The following is a 24995-nucleotide window of genomic DNA, read 5'->3' as shown; positions in this document are numbered from 1 at the left end:
ATGACATCCGACGAGGTTCTGACCGGCACCAGCAGGGTCACAGTGTTCGCCCTGTTCGGCGTGGTATTCGGTTATGCCACGCACCACCTTGACGCACGGCGAATCGGAGAGGTGGCCGTCATCGGCCCATTGACTTCCGGAGTTGACTGGAAGCACCTGTGGCAGATGGCCCGCGACTGCGGACGGCCCACAGCGGGCGACGCCGAACTGGCCCAATGGGTACTGACTCAGGCCACCCGAGCGTTCGTGTGCGGCAGCGACCGTATCGCACAGTTCGACGCGAACGGCTGGAGACTGGAACCCGGCGGAATGCGTGTCCGGTTCGAATCGACGTATGCCAACCGTGACCAGCTCTGGTTGGGAAACCTGACCGTTGACGGGCTGGCCGAGGACCAGGTTTCGTGGCGTCCCACGATCTATACAGCTTGAAAGTCGACCCGGCCGACGCACCGCACGTCTTCGATCAGTTCTACCGGAGCCGCCCAGGACCGTGAACAGGCCGACGTACGTGGCGAGAAGGGCATCCGGTGGGGCGGCCGGCCCATGAGGCGGCATCCGAGACCGATGAGACGTCTCTCAGCGCAGGTCGAGCCGCATGAGGACCCGGGGATGGCCGGCCAGTACCGAGGTGGTGTCGGCCGCGTGGCTAAATCCCGCGCGCTCGAAGTTCTTCCGGATCCCGGCGTACGCCATCGTCGTGTCCACCTGCGCGTCCCCGTTGTCCAGGGGATACGCCTCGATGATCGGTGCACCGTGAGAGCGGGCGAACTCGACCGCCCCGGCGATCAGGGCGTGCGAGACCCCCTGCCTGCGATGACCGGGGCGTACCCGGATACACCACAGGGACCACACCAGCAGGTCGTCGACGTGCGGGATGGTGCGGCTGCGGGCAAAAGACGTGTCCGAGCGCGGGGCCACGGCAGCCCAGCCGACCGGCTCGTCGCCGTCATAGGCGAGCACCCCGGGAGGGGGCTGGTTGCGGCACAGCCGGTCAACGTACTCACCACGGGCCGACCCACGGAGTTCGTTGTTGAGCTTCGACGGAAGCCGGTAGCTCAGGCACCAGCAGACATTGGCGCCGGGCGACTTCGGACCGACCAGGGACCGGACGTCCTCGAACACCGATGCCGGGCGAACTTCAAAGGTCATGGCAGCACGATGTCACGGCATGCAAAACGTTGCCCGGCTGTCGGCGGCGCGGACCAACCACCTCGGTGAAGGTTCCCGGTCACGGCACTAAACCCCCTGGGACGAGCGCCGGATGCGCACTTCGGCGGTGCGGAGGAGTCCCGGGGCGAGCCGCCGGTGGACGGCGGAGAGCGGGGGCCATATCGCGCGGCCGGGGCGGCGGCGGTAGTGCAGGAAGGTGCTCAGCGAGATCTCGCCCTCGGGCGCCCGGACGACGAGTACGCCGTCGAGGAACCAGGAGGCGGCCTCCAGCCGGATCCAGTCCTCGCCTCGGGCGGCGATCCTCCACCCCGCCACGGTGTCCGCCGACACCCCACGACTGAGCCGGAGCCCCAGCAGCCCCCGCCAGATGAACCGCGCGGCGAGGTCGGGTTCGTCCCCGAACATCGCCCGAGCCCAGCGTTCCGGTCCGGCGGTGGCGTCCGTCGTCAGAGCGAAGTGGTCGGCGTAGTCCGGCACCGGCAGGCCGCCGAGGTCCCACACGGGCTCGGGGACCTGGTGCACGCCCACCGCGCTTGTCACGACGCCCACCCTCGAATCGGACTTCCCTGGCCCGCACTTGAACCGAGGCATGCTGTCCCCCCACCTGCTTGTACGGCAGCGTATAGAACACCATCAGCCTAGTTATACGGTGCCGTATAGTCCAGGGGGAAGTTCATCGGGTACGGGCCCGGAGATGGCCTCCGGCAGGCCAAACGGCAGATGCCCTCGCCAGGCGGACCGAGGACACCCGCACACCGCCCGGTGAATCACTAGAAAGCAGCCTGGAGTTCGTACTTGACACCGGGAGACTGGCCCGGCCGCGCGGAGTGGACGAACAGGCAGAAAACCCTGGCACCGTTGTGGAACTGGAGCCCGAATCCAGGGTGCCCGTCATCGGTGCAGGGGTAGACGAGGGCGATCTCACCGCATCCGGAGTTCGGGGGCAAGCACCCTCATGACGTCCTCAACGTGGACGGGTTTTCCCAGGGCGGCTGCACTGGACGGGGAGGAAGTCACAGCCGCCATCCATGCATATGATCCGCTCATCAGGTACACGCTGTCGCCGGAGCCATCGGCCGAGCGCATGAGTGCCCACTTGGAGAGTTTGCGATGAATCAAAGCAGATCGTCCATAACTTGGCACAAGTCCTCTTATAGCACCAATGGCGGCAATTGCATCGAGTTCGGTAAGGGCTTCCCACCCGCCGTCCCCGTTCGGGACAGCAAGCGCCCCGACGGACCCGTCATCATGTTTTCCCCCTCGGCTTGGTCCGGGCTCGTCGAGATGGCCCGGTCAGCAAACCTGTAGGGAACTGGCCCGTTTACTCGACCCGGTCCGACTCGTGCAGCTCGAACCAGATGCTCTTGCCCTCCACGTGTCCGCCGGCATCATCTCCATCAGCACACGGATGGCGTTCCAGAACCTCGCGGAACCGGGCCCAGCCGGTGTCAAACCGAGCTCCACAACGAACCCAAGAAAGCAGCGTGCCCTCGGCGGTGAACCGAGGGCACGCGTACACCTGTGGTGATCGTGTCGCTAGACAGCGGGCGAGCCGGAACCCGGACAGGTATCACGCGATCCAGCGGCCTGGTGAGAGGTGGTCGGTGAACCGGGCGGCGCGCCAACAATGGCCCCGCAGACGGGGCAGTTGCCTTCGCAGGTGCCCGGCTCGAAGCGGGCACCGGAGCGGTGGTGAATGCAGTCTTGCATCAGGACTCCCTTCATCAACGATGCACTGATGTGGTGGTACCTGGTACTCCGCCGCTCAGCCTGCCTCGGTCGGCGGTGAGCCGCTAGAAGGCGGCCTGGAGTTCGTACTTGGCACCAGGAGACTGGCCCGGCCGGGCGGAGTGGACGAGCAGGCAGAAAACCTTGGCGCCGTTGTGGAACTGCAGACCGAACCCGGGATGCCCGTCATCGGCGTAGGGGTAGACGAGGGCGATCTCATCGCATCCGGAGTTCGCCATCACCGCAGCAAGGTAATGCTTGACCTTCTCAGGGGTGGTGGAACCGTCCTGGTAGAGCTCGGGGACCGGTACTTCGGCCGGCGGCTCAGCGTGCACCGGCGCTTCCGCGCTCTCGTGCTTCTCACCGGGGGCAAGCGCCGTGGTGATACTGATCCAGACCTGTGCACCGGTGGAAAACGTCACATGCAAACCCACCGTGTGATCACCACGGTCCCACGGCTCGGCTCCCCGGACGTCCGGGCCCTTTCCGAGGGCCTCCAGGGCAAAGGCATGGAAGCGTTCGCGGCGCATTTGTGATCATTTCCTCTCGTGGCGGCCCCGCCAGTCTAGGAGCGGCCGCTGACATGGATTGCCGCTACCGACAGCTGTCCCCTGACCGAGCAGGACCGGGCCACCCTTATAGTGTCCAAGCTCACATATGCCCGCTTTTAGCCACCCTGCATAAGTCCAGTTCGTCGGGCACAGGACCCGGCAGATACGCAGCCGCGTGCTCGGGGCAGGCGTACTGCACGATTCCCGGGCCGCTCGTCTGCTGGATGTAGCCGACCTCCACGGCAGCGGGCGAGGTGTGGCCGCACACCACGCAGGGGCCGCCGGACGGCGGGGGTACGGGGGTGGTGAGACCGTCGCGGGTCATCGGCGGGCTCCCGTCAGGGGGAGGAACACACCCGGCGGCAGGTAGTACAGCTTCCGCTTCCCGCGGGCCGCCTCCTCCCTGGCGCGGAGGATCGCCTGCGCCTCCTCCTGCGTGGGGCTGGTCCACGGGCGGCGCCAGGGGTCCGTGCGGACCGGGGGCTCGGGGACGGGGAAGAGGTCGAGGGGAAAGAGTAAGAACCGGGCCCATTCGACGGCCCGAACGATAAGGTCGAACACGGTCGTTCAGCTCCTTCAGGAAAGCTGTTCGGCAAGCCCCGGCGGACCGCTCCAACGGTTCCGTTCGGGGCGCTTGAGTGTTTACGGGGTGGTGCAGACGGCCCTGATGGCCTCCCGCGCCGCCGCCTCCACGGCCATCGGGTCGCCCCCGGCCGCGATCCTCCGGAACGCCTCGCCTCGCCAGCCGCGCGGTAAGCGGGCGATGCGTTGTACGAGTTCGGGCGCGTCGACAGTCCGGAAATCCGCGTACTCCGGCCCGGGCGGGTCCTCCCCTTTGATGGCGTACGCGCTCGCCTCGGCCAGCACCTCGGCGAGGGTGCGCCGCGCGGGATCCCGGAGCCGGGCCGCGCGGTGCAGCTCCCGCAGGACGGCCGCCCGCCAGGCCACGGGGAGCTTCCCGAACTGGCGCAGCAGCTCGACCGCGAGGAGGGCGTGGCGGGTCCGCTCGGGGTCGGCCTCCGGCCAGCGCCCGGCCCCCTCGGGGTCGCAGACGGCCGCGAAGTAGGCCACGTCCATGACGAGGGCGGTGACCCGGGGCCGGTACTCCTCCACGCTCACGTCGACCGGCCACGCCCGCCGGATCGCCCGCCCGTCCGCGACGCACCAGTACAGCGCGGCGCGGGAGTGCACGGGCAGGGTTTCCCAGACCCCGGACCCCTTGAGCACGTCCCACACCAGCGGCCCCACGTCCCCGGCAAGCCGGGCCACCACGACCCGGTCCCGCAGCCACCAGCACGCGAGCGCGTCCAGCGCTCGGCGGAGACCGTCCAGCCCTGTCGCGGTGTCGTTCCCGGGCGCGGGCATTGCCCGAGGTTCATGGTGCATCAGCTGCTCGGCCATGGCTGGGCCTGTCCCTTCCTGCCGGATGGGACTTCCACCCGGATCACGTTACGGAAGGTAAGAGCATGGTTACGCTGATGTGTTCACCGTGGTGAACCTCCTCCGGTGCCGGGCCTTCTTCAGGGCTGAAGGCCGACCCGATGGGCCAGCCCACGCAGGTCCCGGGCAGTGTGCGAGGGCAGTCGGCGCTCCAGCAGCGTGGCAACAGCGCCGCGTACGGAAGCATTGGCGTGGATGCGCTGAGGCGCGACCCGTTCTGCTTCCAGCAGTTCGACAACCGCTTCGGTGTCCCGGCCACGGAGCTGGGTGAGTGAACGGCCGAGGTCGGCGTGGAACGCAGCCTGGCGTCCAGGGGCTCGCAGGATCTGCGGATTCAGGCCGGGCCGGACGCTTACGGCTTTGCCGTGGAGGCCCAGTTCGGTGTTGAGGCTGACGTGGTGGATACCGACGTTGGTGGGGCCGAAGTTCAGATGCCACGCCTTGGTTTCACCGACGCGCTCGGCCAGATCACCGGCCTCCGACAGATGCTCTCCGACTTCCCGGGTGCGGTCGGCGCCGGACCGGTGGACGTCCAGGGCCAGGCATGTGGCCTGCATGAGATGCAGTTCCCCGAGCAGTGCGCAGGCGCCGGGTCCGGCGAGGTGACGTCCCACGACATCGGCTGCCTGTCCGGCGCGGTCCAGTGCTTGGTCGGGGCTTCCGGCGGACATCAGGACATGTGCGTGGAAGAAACCGGAGAGTGCCGTCCGGACCGGATCGTCCAGCTCGGCGATGGCTTCGGCGGCCCGCGTAACCGCGATGAACGCGAGATCCGTGTAGCCGAGGTTCTTCAACAGCAAGGTGCAGGCCGGGTGGTATGCGTCGGCCAGCAGACCGAGCAGCACGGCCCGGCCGGCGCCCGTGGCCGTTTGGGCGGCGGTGTGCAGATCGTTCAGAAGCCCGGGCAGTCCATCCGCCAGATGCCCGTATTCGGCTGCGTGGTAGAGGCGGTTCGCCTCCCGGACCCGTGTGGCAAGGGCGGGAACCGGCACTGGAGGGTGAGCGCGCCGGTCGCGCGAAGGGTCCGGTGGAATGCCCATCAGCGCCAGCCGGAGGCTCGGGATCGACGCGTGGGCGGAATCCATGCCCACGTCGGCAGGGGCAAGAGGCATGCCTGTCAGTTCGACCGGTGCGATCTGAAGGGCTTCGGCAAGCGAAACGACGTGTCCCGTACGGTCCAGATGGCGATGGCCGTTCTCGACCATCGACAGGAAGCCGGGGGACAGGCCGGCCAGTCCGGCCAGGGTCCGCAGTGACATCCCGCGTTGGCGACGTACCGCTCGTAACCTTTGGCCGATGTTGTCGCTGGGGTCCGTTTGCATGACCACCCCACCCCTCGTGATGGACTCGACCCCAGCGTAGGGCGGAACGGTGACATCCCGGGCTTGATGGCCCAAGCGACGGATTCAGCTCAGGCCGATCCGCTCGGTCAGAACCCGCAGCGCATCGTGCCGGTCCCCACCACCGGTGCGGGTGGAGAGAGCGACAACGAGTTCCCGGGCGAAAGGGTCGAGCCGGAACCTCAGCGGTGTGGCTGCGTCCGCCTCGGCCAAGGCCGCGATTGCCGAGCCGATGTCCCCTAGGCGAGCCGCGGCAGCCGACGCGGCCCGCAGCAAGTGAACACGCTCCGAGGGGCGCAGCGCCGACAGGTCCACTGCCCGGGCATGCTCGGCCGCCTCCTCGGGGGCCCCGTATTCGAGGGCAACCACGGCGCGGGCCGCCGTCGTGGTTGCGATGGACCGTTCGTCCTCGGCCCGCCGGGCAGCCTCGGACAGCAACTGCGCTGCCCTCAGCGAACGTCCGGCCATGGCCTCGGCAAAGGCTGTCAGGGTCGTGAGCTCGGCGTAACTCCCGACGTCCCCGGCCCGGTCCGCACGAGCCAACGCGGGCTCCGGCAGACCCAGGTCGATCAACAGCCTTATCTCTTCGGCGACAACAAGCCCTGCCTCAGCCCCGGCGGAGCGGGCTCGGTGCAGAAAAATCCCTGCCAGGTCCCGATACCCCAGGCGCCTGAGCAGGCCCGCAGCAAGAACTTGGGCTCGTACCCATAGGTCGTCGGTCCGAGAACCAGGGGCATTCGCCGCCGTCCGGTCGGCTGCCCGGATCAGCCCAGGCAGCCCGCGGGCGAGCAGGTACTCGTCCCCGGCCTCTTCGGCGGTCACTGCAACCCGGACGCGGTGCGCGAAATCGCCGTCCGGTTCGGGCCCGTCGTCGGTGGCCTGTCGTTGGAAGAGCTGCCGCCGCAGTTGGAAGGCCACGGCCCGGACGGATGCGTGCTTGCTTCCCACGGCCGGATACGGCTGCCCGGTCAGCAGGCCGGGATCCAACCTCAAGGCTGCTGCAAGAGCGGCCAGCGGACCGTGTCGGTCCACCCAGTCCGCGCCGCTCTCCCACTGCTCGATGTGTACGGCCGGTATCCCGGCACGGTCGGCAAGCTCGCTCCGGGTCAGACCTCGTCGTGTACGCCAGAGGGCCAGGCGGCCCCCGATCGGGATACCGGCAGGCAACTCGTCCTGTCCGCTCATCACCAGGCCGCTCGCATACACACCCGCCCAGACACGGTCCTTGCGGCAAACCGGGCTCACATCAGGCGGAACCTCCGAACCGAGCCACGTATGCCTCTCGCGCGCCACAGTAGTCACACAAACGAAGGACACGCGAACAAGGAGATCCGCTTCCCCGGGGCAACTGGCGCCTGTCCGGGATCAGCGCGGTCTCGTGCGGCAAAGGGCTGCGGCCCATGGGTCCAACAAGAGTCATTCAGGGCAGGCTGCTTCCTATGGGCACCAGTGAACGGCCACCTGGAGCGAATGTGGCCGCGCTCCGGGAGGAGCGTGGTTGGTCTCGGATCAGGCTGGCCCACAAAGCCAATGTCTCCGTCTCCTTACTGTCGAAGGTGGAGGTGGGGGACCGTGCCCTCACCCATGCGACCGCCGCCGCAGTGGCCAAAGCCATGGGTCTGACCGTGGCCGAAGTGCTGGGGAAGGTCCGCGTTCAGCAGGACGACGAGGAATCCCTGTCCGCCCTGCGTTCAGCGTTGCGGGACTACGACGTCCCGGGCCGGAACACGGTGGCCGAGGCGCATATCGGCGCCCGCCTGGAACAGGTCGGGCAGTACCGCGACGGCTTCGAGGTCCGTGCGCTGATGCGACTGCTGCCCGGACTGCTCCGGGACGCGACGACCCATGCGTACGGGGCGAACTCCGCACAGGGCTGGATGGCCCTGGCCGAGGTCTACAGCGCCGTCTACTGGGTCGCCGCCCGCCACCGCTGGATGGACATGGCGGAACTGGCCGTCACCCGCCAGCGGTGGGCCGTCGAACAGAAGGCGACCCCGCTCGGCGTCGCCATCGCAGCGCGGGACCGGGCCGGGGCGTATCTGAACGGCGGGGACTACGAGGGCGGGCTGGCCCTGGTCGACCGGGCCGTGGCCGACGCGGAAGCAGGGCTGTCGGGGCAGGAGCGCGCTTTCGCCGTCGGTGTTCTCAATCTGCGCGGCATGACGCTGGCCGGACGGCTGGCCGACAAGCAGGAGGGCAGGCGGGAGGCGGAGCGTCATATCTCTTCCGCCCGGCGGGTCTCGGAGGAGCTGGGGACGGAGTGGAACCGCTCCGCCATGCTGTTCGGCTCGATGAACACGGCGACTCATGTGCTGGCCACCCGCTTGGATCTGGGTACGCCACGCGAGGCGCTGTCCCTCGCCGACGGCATCGACCCCGTTCTGGCCGGCCTGACCCCCACACGTACCGCCGCCACCCGCATCAACATCGCCCGGGCCCAAGTGGATGTCGGTGACCGTGACGGGGCACTGGAGAGCCTCGCCGCCGCCTATGGCGCGGCCCCTCAGATGGCAAAGCTGAACCCGATGGGGCGAGAGGTACTCCGGGTAGTGGCGTCCTTGCACCGCCGCAGCAATCCGCAGCTGCTCAAGCTGGCGAAACTGTCCGGTGTCACGCTCTGACCGGGTCGTACCCTCACCATCCGCCCGGCGGCGGCGCTAGATCGCCGGACCCAGCAACTCAGCGAGGCGCCGCAGGCCCGGCGGGTGTCTCGGGCCCGCCCCGAGGTCGTTCACGATCGCCACCGCCAGGGTGTGGTGCCGCATCCATGCAGGGGCGATCCTGTGCAGTTTCTCCAGGGTGGCGACCGCGCCTTCGGGGTTGCCCAGGTCGACCTGGGCGCGGGCGATGTCGAGGAGCAGCCAAGTGCGCCACGAGACGGGGGTGCCGGGGCTGAGGCGGATCCCCTTGGCCAGGGCCAGCGCCTCCGCCGGGCGCGCGTGCTGGACGGCGAGGCGGACCCGTTCGATCCGTACCGACGAGCGGTTGAAGACGGAGACCATCCTGCCGTCGTCGGACGAGGGCAGCGCGGCGAGCCGCCGGGTCGCGGTCTCGGCGTCGAGCATCATCCGGTTCGCGGTGTCGTAGTCGCCGCGCCGGGCCGCGCTGGTGGCGGCGGACATCACCAGGCCGCCCCACACCCGGACCCCTTCGGCCGTGTCGCCCCCGGCCCGTTCCGCGGCGTCGGCGGCGTGGACCGCGAGGTGTTCGGCGTCGTCCAGGCGGTTCTGCCGCTGGTAGTTCCAGGCGACGGAGTTGCTGATCATCGGGGCGAGCAGCGGATCGCCCGAGTCGCGGGCCGCGTCCATGGCCCGTTCGAGCGCGGAGAGCGCCAGATCCGTCTTGCCCAGCCGGATCGCGAGATGACCCGCGAGCTGGAGCGCCTTGCCCAGCGCGGCCTGTCCCCGCGCGCGGTCCTCGGCACTGCCCACGGACGCCGCGAACCAGGCGTCGTTCACGATGCCCGGCAGCACGTCCATGAGGCGGCCGAACTCCGCATCGTGGTAGAGCGTCCACCCGGCGGCGATCTCCCGGCGGAGCAGGGGCAGGGAGAGCGTTTCGGCGCCCTCCGGTTCGCGGGGGACGGCGAACAGCGGCGGCATGACGGCCCGTCGGACAGCGACCAGTTGCGGGGGGTCCGCCGCGCCGGTCGACGGCACCCCCGGCGGGTCTCCGAGCAGGCCGGCCAGCTCCACTCCGAGCCCGTGCGCGAGCGCGTGCAGGGTGGGCAACCGGGCGCTGTGCTTGCGTCGTTGTTCGAGCTTGCGGACGACATCGGCGGAGACACCGGCCCTCTCCGCGAGTCCCTCCTGAGTGAGACCGGCCGTCCGCCGCAGGCGGGCCAGCCGGTCACCGAGGTGCTCAACAGCCATACCCCGAGGGTACGTCCGCCGGGCGCACCCGGCTGCCCCGCGCACCGTCCTCGGTCCTCTTCGCCGCCTCAGCTCGCGGGCCCGAGGCCCTCTGGGAGTGCGGCCACCAGGAGGGCGACGGCTTCCTCGGGCGTCTCGGTGCGCGCAATCCGCTCGCCTTTGCTTTGCACCCCGTAGAAACCCTCGTCGTACGGGCAGACGACCGGCCCGACCCTCGCCTTCCAGGACTCCTCGACCCTGGTGGAAAACCAGAGGTTGAAGTGGCTGTTGACCGGCATCAACCGGCGAAGCACCGGCCGGGCGTACGCCGCCGCCAGCAGCGCGTGGGGGCGCAGGTGCCGATCGTTCGGTGGCATGTGGATGCGGTCGAGTTTGGCCTGCCACGTCAACTCGACGGCACCGAAAGGCTCCCGCTCGTGGACGAGGGCCCAGGGCCTGAACCGGACGAACGGGGTCTGCGCCCTGGTCTCCTCAAGTCCCGCGCCGCCCGTCCACGCCGCCGTCGCCCTGACCGCCTCGGCCAGATCCGCGGTCTTTCCGTAGGCCATGCGCGTGCCGTTGTCGTCGAGGCTCACCTGGAAGGTCCGGCACCTGTTGCCGGGCGGATACACCATCGCGCGCCGGCCTCTCGCCCTGTCGGCGTACTCCGCGAGGCGACCCGACTCCCTGTCCGGCTCCGGCAGGACAAGCCCGAGCCCCTCGGCCGTACGCCCCACCGCAGCCCGGAGAGCCCCGCCGGCCCAGCAGATCTCGTCGATCCCCGCCCCGAAGTCCATCGCCCGAGTGTGCCTGAATCGCCCCCGCTCCGGGAGGGCAGATCGTGGAAGGGCGTCCGCGCCCGGCGAAGACCAGGCGATCGACGGCACCCGGGGGTACGTCCGCCGAGCGTAGCCTTCTCCGGCTTACCCCTTCCGCTCCGACTCGTGCAGCTCGAACCAGATGCACTTGCCCTCGCCCCGCGGGTCCACCCCCCACGCGTCCGCCAGCATCTCCATCAGCACCAGACCGCGGCCCGAGGAGGCCAGTTCGCCGGGGCGGCGCTTGTGGGGGAGTTCGTCGCTCGCGTCGGCGACCTCCACCCGCAGGACCCGGGGGGCGGGCGTCGCGGTGGCGATCTGTGCCGTCAGCAGCGCGTTGCCGTCCGTGTGGACCAGCACATTGGTCACCATCTCGGAGACCATCAGCACCGCCGCGTCGACCTGCTCCGGGTCCGCCCAGTCGTGGAGCAGTTCGCGGACGGTCTGCCGGGCGACGGCGATGCGTTCGGGTTCGGCCTGGGCGATCGTCATCACGGTACGCCGCGGGGCCTCTTCGGCCGGGCCGGGCTCGCCCTCGCGGGAGAGCAGGACCAGCGCCACATCGTCCTCGCGGCGGTCAGCGAGGGGGCCGACCGTGTAGTGCGATACGGGCCCGTGCACCGCGGACACCAAAGAGTCGGCCAGCTCCTCCAGGGAGCCGGTCGACGGGTGGCGTTCCAGGACCTCGCGGAGGCGGGCCCAGCCGGTGTCCAGGTCGTGGCCGCCGGTCTCCAGGAGGCCGTCGGTGCAGATCATCATCGTCTCGCCGGGCGCCAGTTCCAGCCGGGTCGTCGGATAGTCCGAGTCCGGGTCGATACCGAGCGGCAGCCCGCCCTCCGTGGGGCGGATGATGACCGTGCCGTCGGCCATCCGCACCGCGGGCTCCGGATGCCCGGCGCGGGCGATCTCGGCACAGCCGTTGGCCGGGTCGTACTCCAGATACAGACAGGTCGCGAAGCGCGATCCGGAGTCGGAGGATCCGGACGCCTCGGTGATGCCGTGCAGAAAGCGGGAGGCGCGGGAGAGGACCGCGTCCGGGCGGTGGCCCTCGGAGGCGTACGCCCGCAGTGCGATCCGGAGCTGGCCCATCAGTCCGGCGGCCCGCACATCGTGGCCCTGGACATCTCCGATGACGAGCGCGATCCGGCCCGACGGCAGCGGGATCATGTCGTACCAGTCGCCGCCGACCTGGAGCCCGCCGCCGGTGGGGACGTACCGCGCGGCCACCGCGGTGCCCGGGATCGCCGGGCCGATGACCGGCATCATCGACCGCTGGAGGCCTTCGGACAGCTCGCGCTCGGTCTCCGCGACCCCCGCCCGGGTCAGCGCCTGGGCCAGCATCCGGGCCACGGTCGTCAGCACCGACCGCTCGTCGGGTGTGAAGACGACCTGGTGCCGGTACGCGGCCATCCAGGCGCCCATCGTGCGCCCGGCGACGATCAGCGGAAGGTACGCCCAGGAGCGGCGGCCCAGCTTCTGGGCGAGCGGCCAGCTCGTGGGGTAGCGGCGGGCGTAGTCGTCGGGGCTGGGCAGATAGACCGCGCGGCCGGTGCGGACCACCTCGGCCGCCGGATGGTCGGTATCGAGCCGCATATCGGAGAAGGGGTCGCCCCCGGCACTCTGGTGCCCGTGGTGGCCGATGATCGTCAGCCGTTCCCCGGCGGCGCCGAAGACCGCGAGCCCGTCCGGCGAGAACCCCGGCATGGACAGCGACGCGGCGACCCGCAGCACCTCGGCGGTGGACCGGGCCTCGGCCAGGGCGCGGCCCGCGTCCAGCAGGAACGCCTCCCGGGAGCGGCGCCAGTCACCGGTGATGGGGGACTTCGCCGCGGTGCCCTCGGCGGGTTCGGCAACCTCCTGGAGCATGCCGATCATCTCGAAGCCGCCGTCGAGTGCGACGGGCTTGGAGCGGCTGCGTACGGTCCGCACCACCCGGCCCTCGGTGTCGACGACCCGCAGCCGGCCCTCCGCGACCGTGCCCTCCGCGATGGCGAGGGAGACGACGCCGTTGATCTCGTTCCAGTCGACGGGGTGGATCCGGGCGCGGACGGCGTTCTCCGGATACGAGGAGGAAGGGCCCGGCTCCCCCGGCAGTCCCAGCAGCCGGGCGGCCTCCGCGTCGAGAGTGACGGTCCCGCCCGCGTTGTCCCATCGCCACAGGCCGGTCGCGATGGCGGCCAGGACGTCCTCAGTGCGCATTTGCTCACTTTATTCCGATCCGGTGTCCACCGACCCCCGGGGTACGAGGCGGAGCGCGGGCCCGGGAGTGCGCCGGGCGCACGGTCCGCGGCGGACGCCGGGAGGTATAAGCCGATGGGGGACGGGAGGGGCGGGCGGTAACCTCTTTAGAGCCCCGTGCTCAGGTACGGGGTCTCGCACCACGGTCCGGCGGCACCAGGCAACCGGCCCGGCCCCGCGACCGGCCACGGCCCTACGGACCCGGCGCGACCCGCCCCGACCACCACAAGACTGGATGAACGACGATGCATCGGTACAGGTCCCACACCTGCGGCGAGCTCCGCGCCTCTGACGTCTCCACGGACGTCCGGCTGAGCGGCTGGCTGCACAATCGCCGAGACCTGGGCGGCATCCTCTTCATCGACCTCCGCGACCACTACGGCATCACCCAGCTCGTGGCCCGCCCCGGCACCGCGGCGAACGAGGCGCTGAGCCACCTCACCAAGGAGACCGTCGTCCGGATCGACGGCAAGGTCGTCAGCCGGGGCACCGACAACATCAACCCCGAGCTGGCCACCGGCGAGGTCGAGGTCGAGGTCTCCGCGGTCGAGGTGCTGGGCGCCGCCGCCCAGATCCCCTTCACGATCAACGCGGAGGACGGGGTCAACGAGGAGCGGCGGCTGGAGTACCGCTTCCTGGACCTGCGCCGTGAGCGCATGCACCGCAACATCATGCTGCGTACGGCCGTGATCTCGGCCATCCGCCACAAGATGACGGCGCTCGGCTTCAACGAGATGGCGACCCCGATCCTCGCCGCGACCTCCCCCGAGGGCGCCCGCGACTTCGTCGTCCCGTCCCGGCTGAACCCCGGCAAGTTCTACGCGCTGCCGCAGGCCCCGCAGCAGTTCAAGCAGCTGCTGATGATCTCCGGCTTCGACCGGTACTTCCAGATCGCGCCCTGCTTCCGCGACGAGGACGCCCGCGCCGACCGCTCCCCCGGCGAGTTCTACCAGCTCGACCTGGAGATGAGCTTCGTCGAGCAGGAGGACGTCTTCCAGCCGGTCGAGAAGCTGATGACGGAGATCTTCGAGGAGTTCGGCGGCGGACGCCATGTCACGTCCCCGTTCCCGCGGATCCCGTTCCGCGAGGCGATGCTGAAGTACGGCTCCGACAAGCCGGACCTCCGCGCCAAGCTGGAGCTGGTGGACATCACCGACGTCTTCGAGGGCTCGGAGTTCAAGGCCTTCGCGGGCAAGCACGTGCGCGCGCTGCCGGTGCCGGACGTCGCCGCCCAGCCGCGGAAGTTCTTCGACCAGCTCGGCGAGTACGCGGTGGAGCAGGGCGCCAAGGGCCTGGCCTGGGTCCGCGTCGGCGAGGACGGTGCGCTGTCCGGCCCGATCGCCAAGTTCCTCACCGAGGAGAACGTCAAGGTCCTCACCGAGCGCCTCGGCCTCGCCGCCGGGCACGCCGTCTTCTTCGGCGCCGGTGACAGCGACGAGGTCGCCAAGATCATGGGCGCGGTCCGGGTCGAGGCCGCCAAGCGGGCCGGCCAGTTCGAGGACGGCGTCTTCCGCTTCTGCTGGATCGTCGACTTCCCGATGTACGAGAAGGACGAGGAGACCGGAAAGATCGACTTCTCCCACAACCCCTTCTCGATGCCGCAGGGCGGTATGCAGGACCTGGAGGAGAAGGACCCGCTGGACATCCTGGCCTGGCAGTACGACATCGTCTGCAACGGCATCGAGCTGTCGTCCGGCGCGATCCGGAACCACGAGCCCGAGGTCATGCTGAAGGCCTTCGAGATCGCCGGCTACGAGCGGGAGACCACGGAGGAGGCGTTCGCGGGCATGCTGCGCGCCTTCCGCCTCGGCGCCCCGCCGCACGGCGGTATCGCCCCGGGCATCGACCGGATCGTGATGCTTCTGGCCGACGAGCCGAACATCCGCGAGACGATCGCCTTCCCGCTCAACGGCAACGCCCAGGACCTGATGATGGGGGCGCCGACGGAGCTGGACGAGACGCGGCTGCGGGAGCTGAACCTCCAGCTCCGCAAGCCGGTCGCGAAGCCGTCGCAGGCGGCCGAGTAGCCGTAGCAGGGCAGTAACCGGACCAGGGGTCCCGTACCACCGCGAAAGCGGCCGTACGGGACCCCTGGCCGTTCCCCGGCCCCTGGCCGGGGTGGGGTGCCGCGGTGCGGGTCAGCTCGGGCTGATGGCGTTCAGGATCGCCGAGGTCACCTGGTCGGCGGCGTTGCGGTGGCCCCCGGCGTTGGGGTGCACCAGGGCGGGCCGGTCGTCGCTGTCGAGGATGCCCTCGACCCACTTGCGGGCATCGCAGACGCTGTGGTTCGCGGAGGATGCGTAGAGGTCGACGAAGTCGGCCTTGTCCTGGGTGCCGACCGACTTCTCGATGGTCTTGTTCAGGGGCTCCAGGACGTCCCGGCGCAGCCAGTCCAGATCGCCCTGGGTGATGGAGAAGAACTGGTGCACGTCGTTGTAGCGGCACTTGGAGGTATCCGCGGGGATGATCGTGGGGTAGCCGACGGCCAGGATCCTGGCCTGCGGGGCCTTCTCGTGGAGCTTGGCGAGCATCGCGTTGTAGTCCTTGCCCACCTTGGTCAACTTGGCGGGGATACCGGCGGCCAGCTCGTCCTTGCACGGCGTGTCCGTGCCGCCGCTGCCCGAGCCCAGCTCCAGGCACTTGGAGAGAATTCCGCCGAAGTCGAGGGTGTTGCCGCCCGCGCCCACGGTGATCACATCGGTGCCGGGCCCGACCGCTTCGGACTGGGGCGGCACCGGCGGGAAGGGGTAGTCCGGGTCCTCGGAGAAGGGCGGCAGATGACGGCCGATCGGCTCCTGGGCCCGGAAGGTGATGTCCTCGATGGTGGCGGCGCCGCAACTCACATTGGTCAGCTCGATAAGCGAAGACAGGTCCCGGTCGATGACCTGCGGATAGGACTGGTCGGTCCGCTCGCAGCCGTCCCGGGGGATCTCGAAGACATCACCGGCTGCCTGGATGACCCCGGCGGTGTACGAGTCACCCAGCGCCACCCAGTCGTACGACGCCGCCGCGGCGGGCTGCGCCCCGACGAGCTGGGCGGGTACGAGAGCGCCCGCGGTGAGCGCCACGGCCGAGCCCAGCAGGGTCAGCCGGATACGAGAACGTGCCATCGAAATCTCCAGTTGTGCAGTTTTGGACCACTTGACCTCCGGGAGAGTAGTCACACCTTGCACAAGATCCAATACTATAAGTAATCCCGATGGAGTCCGGGAGTGCGCGTCGCCCGTCCGGCGGCGCTCAGGCCCCGGGCGCGGGCCCGGGCCCGCCCGGCAAGGGCTCGTCCGCCGTGCCGTACCGGGTCCGCAGCTCGCCGACGATTCCGAAGGCCGCCGCCGTCACCGGCACCGCCAGCAGCATGCCGAGGATGCCCGCGACGCCCGCGCCCGCCGTGATCGCGAGCATCACCACCGCCGGGTGCATCTGGACCGTCCGGCTCTGGATCATCGGCTGGAGCAGATGGCCTTCGAGCACCTGCACCGCCAGCACCACGCCGAGCGCCCAGAGCGCGATCACCCAGCCGCGGTCCGCCAGCGCGACCAGGACGGCGACCGCGCCGGACAGAAAGGCGCCGAGGTAGGGGATATAGGCGCCGACGAAGACCAGCGCACCCAGGCCCACCGCGCCCGGGACCCGCAGGATCAGCAGTCCGATCGTGATCAGCAGGGCGTCGATGAGGGCGATGATGGTCGTCCCGCGCATAAAGCCCTCGACGGCTTCGAAGGCCCGCCGGCCCATGGCTTCCACGGTCTCCCCGGCCGGTCCCGGGATCACCGAGCGGGCGAATCCGGCGGCCTTGTCGGAGTCCCGGAGGAAGAAGAAGATCAGCAGCAGGGCGAGCACGGCGGTGGCGATCGCCTGGCCGGCCACGCTCAGCCCGCTGATCACCCCGGACGCGGCCGTTCCGCCGAATTTGGCCAGCAGTTCCTTGCCGTTGCGGGCGAGGTCCACGAGGTCGGTGCCCGCGGCACCGAAGTGGTCGGTGACGCCTTTGGCCGCGCTGCGCAGCGACGAGACGATCTGAGCGCCGTTGTCGATCAGCGCGCCGACGACGATGTACATCGCCCCGCCGACGGCCGCGACGACGGCGACGCAGGTCAGCGCGGCGGCGAGGGACCGGTGGACCTTCATCCGGACCAGCCTGCGGTAGAGCGGGCCGAGCAGGGCCGTGCCGAGGATCGCCAGCAGGAGCGGGGTGACGGCAATACGGAAGGTGATGACCAGCCAGATGCCCACCGCGCCGACCCCGGCGACCAGCAGCAGGACGGCGCACCAGGCGGCGAGCCGCCGTACCGGTTCGGGCAGGAGGGTGTGCACGCTCCCACGCGATCACGACCGGGGCGGGCGGGCGCGCGGGAGGCGCCCGTACGGGTGACAGCGGCCCCCGGCCCGGATCCGGGGTCGGCCGGGCGGCCCGGCCCCGGGCGGGCCCCGCAGCGGTGCGGGGCCCGGACGGGGCGTGACGCCGGTCCCGCCCGGGTCCGGGTGGGCACGAGCCGGGCGGTACGGGGCCGGGGCACGTACCGGGACCCTCGCCCCGCACCCGTACCGCCCCGAACGGAAAAACGCCGCCCACCCGGCGGGGGACCGGATGGGCGGCTGACCGCCGGGCCGTCGGGGGGAACGACCCGGCGGGGTCTGGTACGGGCGCGAAGGGCTCGCGCCCGGCACCGGGCGGTTACTCGCCCGACGGGCCCGACGGCTTCATTCCGTGGACCGCCGGGACCGTGCCCAGCCGGCCCTTCTGGAAGTCGTCGAAGGCCTGCTGGAGCTCCTCGCGGGTGTTCATCACGAACGGCCCGTAGTGCGCCATCGGCTCCCGGATCGGCCGGCCGCCGAGCAGCACCACTTCCAGCTCGGGCGTGTGCCCGTCCTGCTTCTCGTCGGCGCGGACGGTCAGCGAACCGCCCTCGCCGAAGACCGCGGTCTGGCCCATGTGGACCGGCCGCCGGTCGGCGCCCACCGTGCCCCGTCCGGCCAGGACGTACGCCAGGCCGTTGAAGTCCTGCCGCCACGGCAGGGTGATCTCGGCGCCCGGCCGCAGGGTGGCGTGGATCATCGTGATCGGGGTGTGGGTGATCCCGGGACCGGCGTGTCCGTCCAGCTCACCGGCGATGATCCGGAGCAGCGCGCCACCGTCGGGAGAGGTGAGGAGCTGCACCTGGCCGCCGCGGATGTCCTGGTAGCGGGGGGCCATCATCTTGTCCTTGGCCGGGAGGTTCACCCACAGCTGGAGGCCGTGGAAGAGGCCGCCCGACATGACCAGGTGCTCCGGCGGCGCCTCGATGTGGAGGAGACCGGACCCGGCCGTCATCCACTGGGTGTCGCCGTTGGTGATGGTGCCACCGCCACCCTGGCTGTCGTGGTGGTCGAAGATCCCGTCGATGATGTAGGTGACGGTTTCGAAGCCCCGGTGGGGGTGCCAGGGGGTGCCCTTGGGCTCGCCCGGCGCGTACTCCACCTCGCCCATCTGGTCCATCATGATGAACGGGTCGAGGTGGCGGTAGTTGATCCCGGCGAACGCGCGGCGCACCGGGAAGCCCTCGCCCTCGAACCCGGTGGGGGCCGTGGACACGGCCAGTACGGGACGGGCGACGGCGTCGGCGGGTGCGGCGACGCGCGGCAGGGTCAGCGGGTTCTCGACGGTCACTGCAGGCATGGGGTACCTCCTCGGGCTACCGGTTCCCACTTTAGTTGAATCCTGAACTTCTTGCCACCCGGAACGGCGGAGGGCCCGGCGGATATTCCCCCGGGCCCCCCGCGCCGTGCGGCGCCGTACGTCTCAGCCTCTCAGCCGTACATCCGGCGCATCGCAAAGTCGACCATCTGCTCCACCGCCTTGGCGTCAAAGACCATCCGGTGCTGCCCCTCCATATCGAGGACGAAGCCGTAGCCGGTCGGCAGCAGGTCGATCACCTCGGCGCCGGTGATCACGAAGTACTTGGACTCCTTGCCCGCGTACCGCCGCAGCTCCTTCAGCGAGCTGAACATGGGGATCACCGGCTGCTGGGTGTTGTGCAGCGCGAGGAAGCCGGGGTTGTCGCCGCGCGGGCAGTACACCTTGGACGTGGCGAAGATCTGCTGGAAGTCCTCCGCGGCGAGCGAACCGGTGGTGAAGGCCCGGACGGCGTCGGCGAGGGACGGCGGGGACGGCTCCGGATAGAGCGGCTGGCCCGGCACGGACTGCCCGTGGGACGGCTGGCCGTGCGGCTGGGCCCCGTAGGGCTGCTGGGGTGCGTACTGCTGCTGAGCGCCCTGACTCTGGTCATAGCCGTACATGCCAGTAAGAGTAACGAGTCACAGATGACCGCTTCGGGGTTGTGCCTTATTACCGATGGGTAGCATCATGGCTGTAGCTACTCACCGGTACTGCGTTTCGATCTTTACGGAGCCGTCGCCATGGGGCACTACAAGTCGAATCTCCGCGACATCGAGTTCAACCTCTTCGAGGTCCTCGGGCGCGACAAGCTGTACGGCACGGGTCCGTTCGCCGAAATGGACGCCGACACCGCCCGGAACATCCTGGAGGAGCTGGCCAGGCTCGCCGAGAACGACCTGGCCGCGTCGTTCGCCGACGCCGACCGCACCCCTCCGGTCTTCGACCCCGCCACCCACACCGCCCCGGTCCCCGAGACCTTCAAGAAGAGCTACCGCGCCTTCATGGACTCGGAGTACTGGCGGCTCGGCCTGCCCGAGGAGATCGGCGGCACCACCGCGCCCCGCTCCCTGATCTGGTCGTACGCGGAGCTGCTGCTCGGCGCCAACCCCGCGATCTGGATGTACGCATCGGGCCCCGCCTTCGCCGGAATCCTCTACGCCGAGGGCAACGAGGCGCAGAAGAAGGTCGCCGCCCTCGCCGTCGAGAAGGAGTGGGGCTCCACCATGGTCCTCACCGAGCCGGACGCCGGCTCGGACGTGGGCGCCGGCCGGACGAAGGCCGTGCGGCAGGAGGACGGCTCCTGGCACATCGAGGGCGTGAAGCGCTTCATCACCTCGGGCGAGCACGATATGGCGGAGAACATCTTCCACTATGTGCTGGCCCGCCCCGAGGGCGCCGGACCCGGCACCAAGGGCCTCTCCCTCTTCCTCGTACCGAAGTACGAGTTCGACTGGGAGACCGGCGAACTGGGCGAGCGCAACGGCGTCTACGCGACCAACGTCGAGCACAAGATGGGCCTGAAGGCCTCCAACACCTGCGAGATGACGTTCGGCGACCAGCACCCCGCCAAGGGCTGGCTGATCGGCGACAAGCACGACGGCATCCGCCAGATGTTCATGATCATCGAGTTCGCCCGGATGATGGTCGGCACCAAGGCGATCGCCACGCTCTCCAGCGGCTACCTCAACGCCCTGGAGTATGCGAAGGAGCGCGTCCAGGGCCAGGACCTGGTCAACTTCATGGACAAGTCCGCGCCCAAGGTCACCATCACGCACCACCCCGACGTCCGCCGCTCGCTGATGACGCAGAAGGCGTACGCGGAGGGCATGCGCGCCCTCGTCCTCTACACCGCTTCCGTCCAGGACGACATCGCGGTCAAGGAGGCGGCGGGCGAGGACGCCGCGTCCCTGGTCGCCCTCAACGACCTGCTGCTGCCGATCGTCAAGGGCTACGGCTCCGAGAAGTCGTACGAGCAGCTGGCCCAGGCGCTCCAGATCTTCGGCGGCTCCGGCTACCTCCAGGAGTACCCCCTGGAGCAGTACATCCGCGACGCCAAGATCGACACCCTCTACGAGGGCACCACGGCCATCCAGGGCCAGGACTACTTCTTCCGGAAGATCGTCCGCGACCAGGGGCAGGCGCTGAACACGCTGGCCGAGGAGATCAAGAAGTTCCTCGCGCTCGGCGAGGGCGGCGAGGAACTGGCCCCGGCCCGGGCCGCGCTGACCAAGGCGGCCGTCGAACTGGAGGCGATCGTCGGCGCGATGACCAAGGACCTGATCGCCACCGGCGACGACGTCCGGAACATCTACAAGGTCGGCCTCAACACGACGCGGCTGTTGTACGCGTCCGGGGACGTCGTCGTCGGCTATCTGCTGCTGCGCGGCGCGGCGGTCGCGGCCGAGAAGCTCCGGTCGGAGTCGGCGTCCGCGAAGGACGTGCCGTTCTACCAGGGCAAGATCGCCGCCGCGAAGTTCTTCGCCGCCAACGTCCTGCCGGGCGTCTCGGTGGAGCGGGCGCTGGCGGAGTCGGTCGACGGATCGCTGATGGACCTCGACGAGGCCGCCTTCTGAGCCCGTACCCCTGCTGAGCTGCCGGGTTGCCCATCCGTGGCGATTCTGTGGCGAAATGCGTACGCCGGTCCGGCACCTCGGGGATTCCCCGGGTGCCGGGCCGTTCGTATGATCGCGCCAATAGGACGGGGGGATCATGGGAACGACGGGACGAGTACGTTTCAGCGGGTTCGCGGCGGCGCTGGCGGCCACGGCGGTCCTGCTCACCGGCTGCGGGGACGCCGACACCGACTCCGGCGCGGGCTCCCGGGCGGGTACGAGCCCCGAACCGGGCCGGACCCAAGCCGACCAAGCCGACCGGGGCGGCCCGGCCGCGGCCCGGCTCACCCCGGAACAGACGGTCGCCGCCCTCCCCCGCGCCGACGACCTCGTCGACTGGTCCCTCACCTCCCGGCCCACCGCGGAGGACCTGACGAAGAAAGCGGCCATGTGCACCGGCGTCTCCGCCTGGTGCAAGGGCGCCCTGCAGATGAGCAGCGCCTTCTTCACCCACCGGGACGCCGGCCATATCGAGTTCACGGTGTACGCGTACGGGACGAGCGCGGCGGCGACCGCGGCGTACCCGCTGGTCCTGAAGGACCTGGAGATCAGGGAGCTGGACCCGAAGAACAGCACCGAGGTCGCCCTCCCCACCCGCGTCGGCGACGCCGCCCTGGCCAAGCAGGGCACCACCCGCCTCAACAGCCCCGGCACCCTGCTGTCCGCGGCGGCCGGCACCACGGTGGTGACGGTCCGCACGGGCGGCCTGGCGGCCATGTCGAAGACCTACACCCCGAAGGAACTGGCCGCCCTCGGCACCCTGCTCGCGGACCGCTCCCGCCAGGTCCAGGGGGGCGGCCCGGCGACGCTGGACCTGCCGGAGGGCGCGCTGACGTACGAGAAGAAGCCGTGACGCGACAGGGCCGCTGAGCAGCGGATCCCTGTGGCGCCCGTCAGCCTCGGGCCGATGTGTCGCCTGTTCGAGTGACGGTTTCCTCGTATCAACTGGGTACGCTGAAATCTGGGTCCAAGATCTCGTCCATGGGAGGAATCACCATGACTGCCAAGGCCGGGGACCACACGCAGCACAGGCAGCCCGACGGCTCCGCGTGGCCCATGCCCCCGCAGGACGGCTACACCGTGGACGACTACTTCGCCCTCGATCTCCCGCCTCACACCGAGATGATCGACGGGAGCCTGGTCTTCGTGAGCCCGCAGCGCAAATTCCATTCGCTGGTGATGTTCCTGCTGGAGCTGGGTCTGCGGCAAACCATCCCGGAGCATCTGCGGGTGCGCCGCGAGATGGCGGTGATCCTGACCCACAAGACAGTCCCGGAGCCCGATCTGGTCGTGGTAACGGCCGAGAGTGACGGCGAGGACGAACTGACCCGATACCAGGCATCGGACGTCGTACTCGCCATCGAGGTCGTCTCCCCCGACTCCGAGTCCCGCGACCGCGACACCAAGCCCCTCAAGTACGCCGCCGCCGGCATCCCCCACTTCTGGCTCGTCGAGATGGACCCCCGCACCAAGCGGCCCGTCGTCCACACCCACATCCGCTCCGCCACCGGTCACGGCTATGAACCGACCGGGGTCCACCGCGACCGGCTGAAAGTCGACGCCCCCTTCACCATCGACATTGACCTGGGCGAATACGATCGGCTCTAGGTTTTCCACAGGCCGCGGAGCCGGTCGGACCGTGGTCGTTACAGTGGGTTCATGAGCAGCAGCCCGCAGAGCACCAGCAGCGCGGCCGGGCCCTTCGGCCCCGGTCACACCGACGAGATGATGTCGTTCCTGGCCGCGTCACCCTCGCCGTACCACGCCGTCGCGAACACGGCCGAGAAGCTGGAGAAGGCCGGGTTCCGCGAGGTGCGGGAGGCCGAGGCCTGGGACGGCGAGGCCGGTGGGCGCTATGTGATCCGCGGTGGGGCGATCATCGCCTGGTTCGTGCCCGAGGGCGCCGCGCCGCACACCCCCTTCCGGATCGTCGGCGCGCACACCGACTCGCCCAATCTCCGGGTCAAGCCCCTGCCCGACGCGGGCTCCGCGGGCTGGCGCCAGATCGCCGTCGAGCTGTACGGCGGGACCCTGCTCAACACCTGGCTGGACCGGGACCTCGGGCTCGCCGGGCGGCTGACCCTAGGCGACGGCTCCGAGCGGCTGGTCAACGTCGACCGGGCGCTGCTGCGGGTGCCGCAGCTCGCCGTCCATCTCGACCGCTCGGTCAACACCGAAGGCCTCAAGCTCGACAAGCAGCGGCACATGCAGCCCGTCTGGGGCCTCGGGGAGGTCCTGGAAGGCGATCTGATCCGCTTCCTGGAGGAGGAGGCCGGTCTCCCCGACGGTTCGGTCACCGGCTGGGACCTGATGGTCCACCCCGTCGAGCCCCCCGCCTACCTCGGCCGGGACCGGGAGCTGGTGGCCGGTCCCCGGATGGACAACCTGCTCTCGGTGCACGCGGGCGCGGCCGCGCTCGCCGCCGTATCCGCGCGCGGCGCAGGCCTGCCGTACATCCCGGTCCTCGCCGCCTTCGACCACGAGGAGAACGGCTCCCAGTCCGACACCGGCGCCGAAGGCCCGCTCCTCGGCACCGTGCTGGAACGTTCCGTGTACGCCCGCGGCGGCGGCTACGAGGACCGGGCGCGCGCCTTCGCCGAGACGGTCTGCCTCTCCTCCGACACCGGCCACGCGGTCCACCCCAACTACCCCGAGCGCCACGACCCCACGCACCACCCCAGAGCCAACGGCGGCCCCATCCTCAAGGTCAACGTCAACCAGCGGTACGCCACCGACGGCTCCGGACGGGCCGTGTTCGCGGCGGCCTGCGAGCGGGCGGGCGTGCCGTGGCAGACCTTCGTCTCGAACAACGCGATGCCGTGCGGCACCACCATCGGCCCGATCACGGCCGCCCGGCACGGCATCCGGACCGTCGACATCGGGGTGGCGATCCTCTCCATGCACAGCGCGCGGGAGCTGTGCGGCGCGCAGGACCCGTATCTGCTGGCCAACGCGCTGGTGGCATTCCTGGAAGGCTGACCGGTCACGGGCCGCGGCGCCGACGGCGGCGCGGCCCCGCCATCCGGCCGCCCACAGCTTGACTTTACTTTCGCTTTACGATTGTCTGCGGCTCTGCCGACCACGACCCCGGGGGTTCTCTCTCCAATGCGCCGTTCCCTGCGCCACACCACTGCCGCCGTCCTTGCCGCCGGACTCGTCCTGACGCTCACCGCCTGTTCCGAGGCGGAGGACGCCGTCAAGAACAAGGTCAAGGACGAGGCCTCCAAGGCCGTCGACGACACCCTCAACAAGGAGTACGAGGTGACCTACGAGGTCACCGGGAAGAACGTCGACTCCATCGAGTTCGCCAACGGGAAGGGCGACGCGCTCAACCCGACCCTGGAGACGGTCAACAAGCCGCAGCTGCCCTGGAAGAAGACGGTCACGCTGCGCGGCGTCATGGCGCCCACCGTCATCCCCTCCGCCCTCGACGCCGGCGGTGCCGCCGACATCACCTGCAAGGTGACCCACGACGGCAAGGTGCTGGTGGAGAAGAAGAGCAGCGGCGCGGCGGCGGTCAGCCCCTGCATCGCGGTCTCCCCGATCGCCGCGAACAAGCTCCCCTGACGTCTGACGAAGACCCGCGGGCGG

23 protein-coding genes are annotated in these 24995 nt (G+C 69.9%); 9 read left to right on the top strand and 14 right to left on the bottom strand.

Going from position 1 to position 24995, the window contains the following annotated elements; all coding sequences use genetic code 11:
• Window positions 1-429 carry a hypothetical protein gene (locus tag B7R87_RS16490; RefSeq protein ID WP_006347947.1) on the top strand — a complete coding sequence of 143 codons (429 nt, stop codon included), beginning with the start codon at window positions 1-3 and terminating at the stop codon, window positions 427-429.
• A 147-nt stretch (window positions 430-576) separates the two neighbouring features.
• Here B7R87_RS16490 and B7R87_RS16485 read toward each other — a convergent pair whose 3' ends face one another.
• Together B7R87_RS16485 and B7R87_RS16480 are read right to left on the bottom strand one after the other, a co-directional pair.
• Window positions 577-1149, bottom strand: coding sequence for a GNAT family N-acetyltransferase (locus B7R87_RS16485; protein ID WP_006347948.1), 573 nt, complete (start codon window positions 1147-1149; stop codon window positions 577-579).
• 87 nt (window positions 1150-1236) lie between these two features.
• Window positions 1237-1710 (bottom strand): DUF2867 domain-containing protein, encoded by a 474-nt coding sequence (locus B7R87_RS16480; RefSeq protein ID WP_233168846.1) that lies wholly within the window; start codon window positions 1708-1710, stop codon window positions 1237-1239.
• Window positions 1711-2280: 570 nt separating this feature from the next.
• On the opposite strand from B7R87_RS16480, the gene B7R87_RS16475 reads away from it, so the two are divergent.
• Window positions 2281-2478 (top strand): DUF397 domain-containing protein, encoded by a 198-nt coding sequence (locus B7R87_RS16475; RefSeq protein ID WP_006347950.1) that lies wholly within the window; start codon window positions 2281-2283, stop codon window positions 2476-2478.
• A gap of 485 nt (window positions 2479-2963) precedes the next feature.
• Here B7R87_RS16475 and B7R87_RS16470 read toward each other — a convergent pair whose 3' ends face one another.
• From B7R87_RS16470 to B7R87_RS16450, 5 genes are all read right to left on the bottom strand, one after another.
• The gene (locus B7R87_RS16470; RefSeq protein ID WP_006347951.1) at window positions 2964-3428 is read right to left on the bottom strand and encodes a hypothetical protein; all 465 of its coding nucleotides are present in this window, start codon (window positions 3426-3428) and stop codon (window positions 2964-2966) included.
• Window positions 3429-3770: 342 nt separating this feature from the next.
• A complete protein-coding gene (locus B7R87_RS16465) occupies window positions 3771-4010 on the bottom strand; it encodes a hypothetical protein (protein ID WP_006347952.1) in 240 nt (79 codons plus the stop codon).
• A gap of 81 nt (window positions 4011-4091) precedes the next feature.
• Window positions 4092-4814 (bottom strand): hypothetical protein, encoded by a 723-nt coding sequence (locus B7R87_RS16460; protein ID WP_100249150.1) that lies wholly within the window; start codon window positions 4812-4814, stop codon window positions 4092-4094.
• 155 nt (window positions 4815-4969) lie between these two features.
• On the bottom strand, window positions 4970-6211 hold the full coding sequence (locus B7R87_RS16455) for a helix-turn-helix domain-containing protein (RefSeq protein ID WP_040915485.1): 1242 nt from the start codon (window positions 6209-6211) through the stop codon (window positions 4970-4972).
• A gap of 84 nt (window positions 6212-6295) precedes the next feature.
• Window positions 6296-7474 carry a helix-turn-helix domain-containing protein gene (locus B7R87_RS16450; protein ID WP_233168845.1) on the bottom strand — a complete coding sequence of 393 codons (1179 nt, stop codon included), beginning with the start codon at window positions 7472-7474 and terminating at the stop codon, window positions 6296-6298.
• Window positions 7475-7668: 194 nt separating this feature from the next.
• Here B7R87_RS16450 and B7R87_RS16445 point away from each other — a divergent pair, with 194 nt between their 5' ends.
• Complete coding sequence (locus tag B7R87_RS16445) at window positions 7669-8850, top strand: helix-turn-helix domain-containing protein (RefSeq protein ID WP_040915473.1); 1182 nt, start codon at window positions 7669-7671, stop codon at window positions 8848-8850.
• Window positions 8851-8886: 36 nt separating this feature from the next.
• On the opposite strand, the gene B7R87_RS16440 is transcribed toward B7R87_RS16445, so the two are convergent.
• The 3 genes from B7R87_RS16440 to B7R87_RS16430 all read right to left on the bottom strand — a co-directional run bounded on the left by B7R87_RS16440 (window position 8887) and on the right by B7R87_RS16430 (window position 13097).
• A complete protein-coding gene (locus tag B7R87_RS16440; protein ID WP_006347957.1) occupies window positions 8887-10101 on the bottom strand; it encodes a helix-turn-helix domain-containing protein in 1215 nt (404 codons plus the stop codon).
• Window positions 10102-10169: 68 nt separating this feature from the next.
• Window positions 10170-10877 (bottom strand): DUF6193 family natural product biosynthesis protein, encoded by a 708-nt coding sequence (locus B7R87_RS16435; protein WP_006347958.1) that lies wholly within the window; start codon window positions 10875-10877, stop codon window positions 10170-10172.
• 126 nt (window positions 10878-11003) lie between these two features.
• Window positions 11004-13097 carry an ATP-binding SpoIIE family protein phosphatase gene (locus B7R87_RS16430; RefSeq protein WP_006347959.1) on the bottom strand — a complete coding sequence of 698 codons (2094 nt, stop codon included), beginning with the start codon at window positions 13095-13097 and terminating at the stop codon, window positions 11004-11006.
• A gap of 284 nt (window positions 13098-13381) precedes the next feature.
• Between B7R87_RS16430 and aspS the strand changes: the two genes are divergently transcribed.
• Window positions 13382-15163 carry an aspartate--tRNA ligase gene (gene aspS / locus B7R87_RS16425; RefSeq protein WP_006347960.1) on the top strand — a complete coding sequence of 594 codons (1782 nt, stop codon included), beginning with the start codon at window positions 13382-13384 and terminating at the stop codon, window positions 15161-15163.
• Between the two features lie 111 nt (window positions 15164-15274).
• Here the strand turns inward: aspS and B7R87_RS16420 are convergent, their stop codons facing one another.
• The 4 genes from B7R87_RS16420 to B7R87_RS16405 all read right to left on the bottom strand — a co-directional run bounded on the left by B7R87_RS16420 (window position 15275) and on the right by B7R87_RS16405 (window position 19412).
• On the bottom strand, window positions 15275-16246 hold the full coding sequence (locus tag B7R87_RS16420) for an SGNH/GDSL hydrolase family protein (RefSeq protein ID WP_006347961.1): 972 nt from the start codon (window positions 16244-16246) through the stop codon (window positions 15275-15277).
• Between the two features lie 127 nt (window positions 16247-16373).
• Window positions 16374-17450, bottom strand: a complete 1077-nt coding sequence (locus B7R87_RS16415; RefSeq protein WP_006347962.1) for an AI-2E family transporter — start codon at window positions 17448-17450, stop codon at window positions 16374-16376.
• A 361-nt stretch (window positions 17451-17811) separates the two neighbouring features.
• The gene (locus B7R87_RS16410; RefSeq protein WP_040915493.1) at window positions 17812-18792 is read right to left on the bottom strand and encodes a pirin family protein; all 981 of its coding nucleotides are present in this window, start codon (window positions 18790-18792) and stop codon (window positions 17812-17814) included.
• Between the two features lie 131 nt (window positions 18793-18923).
• Window positions 18924-19412: an SseB family protein gene (locus tag B7R87_RS16405; protein ID WP_006347964.1), complete on the bottom strand. Its 489-nt coding sequence runs from the start codon at window positions 19410-19412 to the stop codon at window positions 18924-18926.
• A 120-nt stretch (window positions 19413-19532) separates the two neighbouring features.
• On the opposite strand from B7R87_RS16405, the gene B7R87_RS16400 reads away from it, so the two are divergent.
• From B7R87_RS16400 to B7R87_RS16380, 5 genes are all read left to right on the top strand, one after another.
• Window positions 19533-21365 (top strand): acyl-CoA dehydrogenase, encoded by a 1833-nt coding sequence (locus B7R87_RS16400; RefSeq protein ID WP_006347965.1) that lies wholly within the window; start codon window positions 19533-19535, stop codon window positions 21363-21365.
• A 136-nt stretch (window positions 21366-21501) separates the two neighbouring features.
• Window positions 21502-22257: a hypothetical protein gene (locus B7R87_RS16395; protein ID WP_006347966.1), complete on the top strand. Its 756-nt coding sequence runs from the start codon at window positions 21502-21504 to the stop codon at window positions 22255-22257.
• A gap of 143 nt (window positions 22258-22400) precedes the next feature.
• The gene (locus tag B7R87_RS16390; RefSeq protein WP_006347967.1) at window positions 22401-23012 is read left to right on the top strand and encodes a Uma2 family endonuclease; all 612 of its coding nucleotides are present in this window, start codon (window positions 22401-22403) and stop codon (window positions 23010-23012) included.
• 51 nt (window positions 23013-23063) lie between these two features.
• Window positions 23064-24383, top strand: coding sequence for a M18 family aminopeptidase (locus B7R87_RS16385; RefSeq protein ID WP_006347968.1), 1320 nt, complete (start codon window positions 23064-23066; stop codon window positions 24381-24383).
• Between the two features lie 126 nt (window positions 24384-24509).
• Window positions 24510-24971: an MmpS family transport accessory protein gene (locus B7R87_RS16380; protein WP_006347969.1), complete on the top strand. Its 462-nt coding sequence runs from the start codon at window positions 24510-24512 to the stop codon at window positions 24969-24971.
• The last annotated feature ends 24 nt before the right edge of the window (window positions 24972-24995 follow it).

Source organism: Streptomyces tsukubensis, assembly GCF_003932715.1.
Classification (GTDB): domain Bacteria; phylum Actinomycetota; class Actinomycetes; order Streptomycetales; family Streptomycetaceae; genus Streptomyces; species Streptomyces tsukubensis.
The sequence above is the reverse complement of the archived record's forward strand: the minus strand, read 5'-3'. Positions and strand labels throughout refer to the sequence as shown.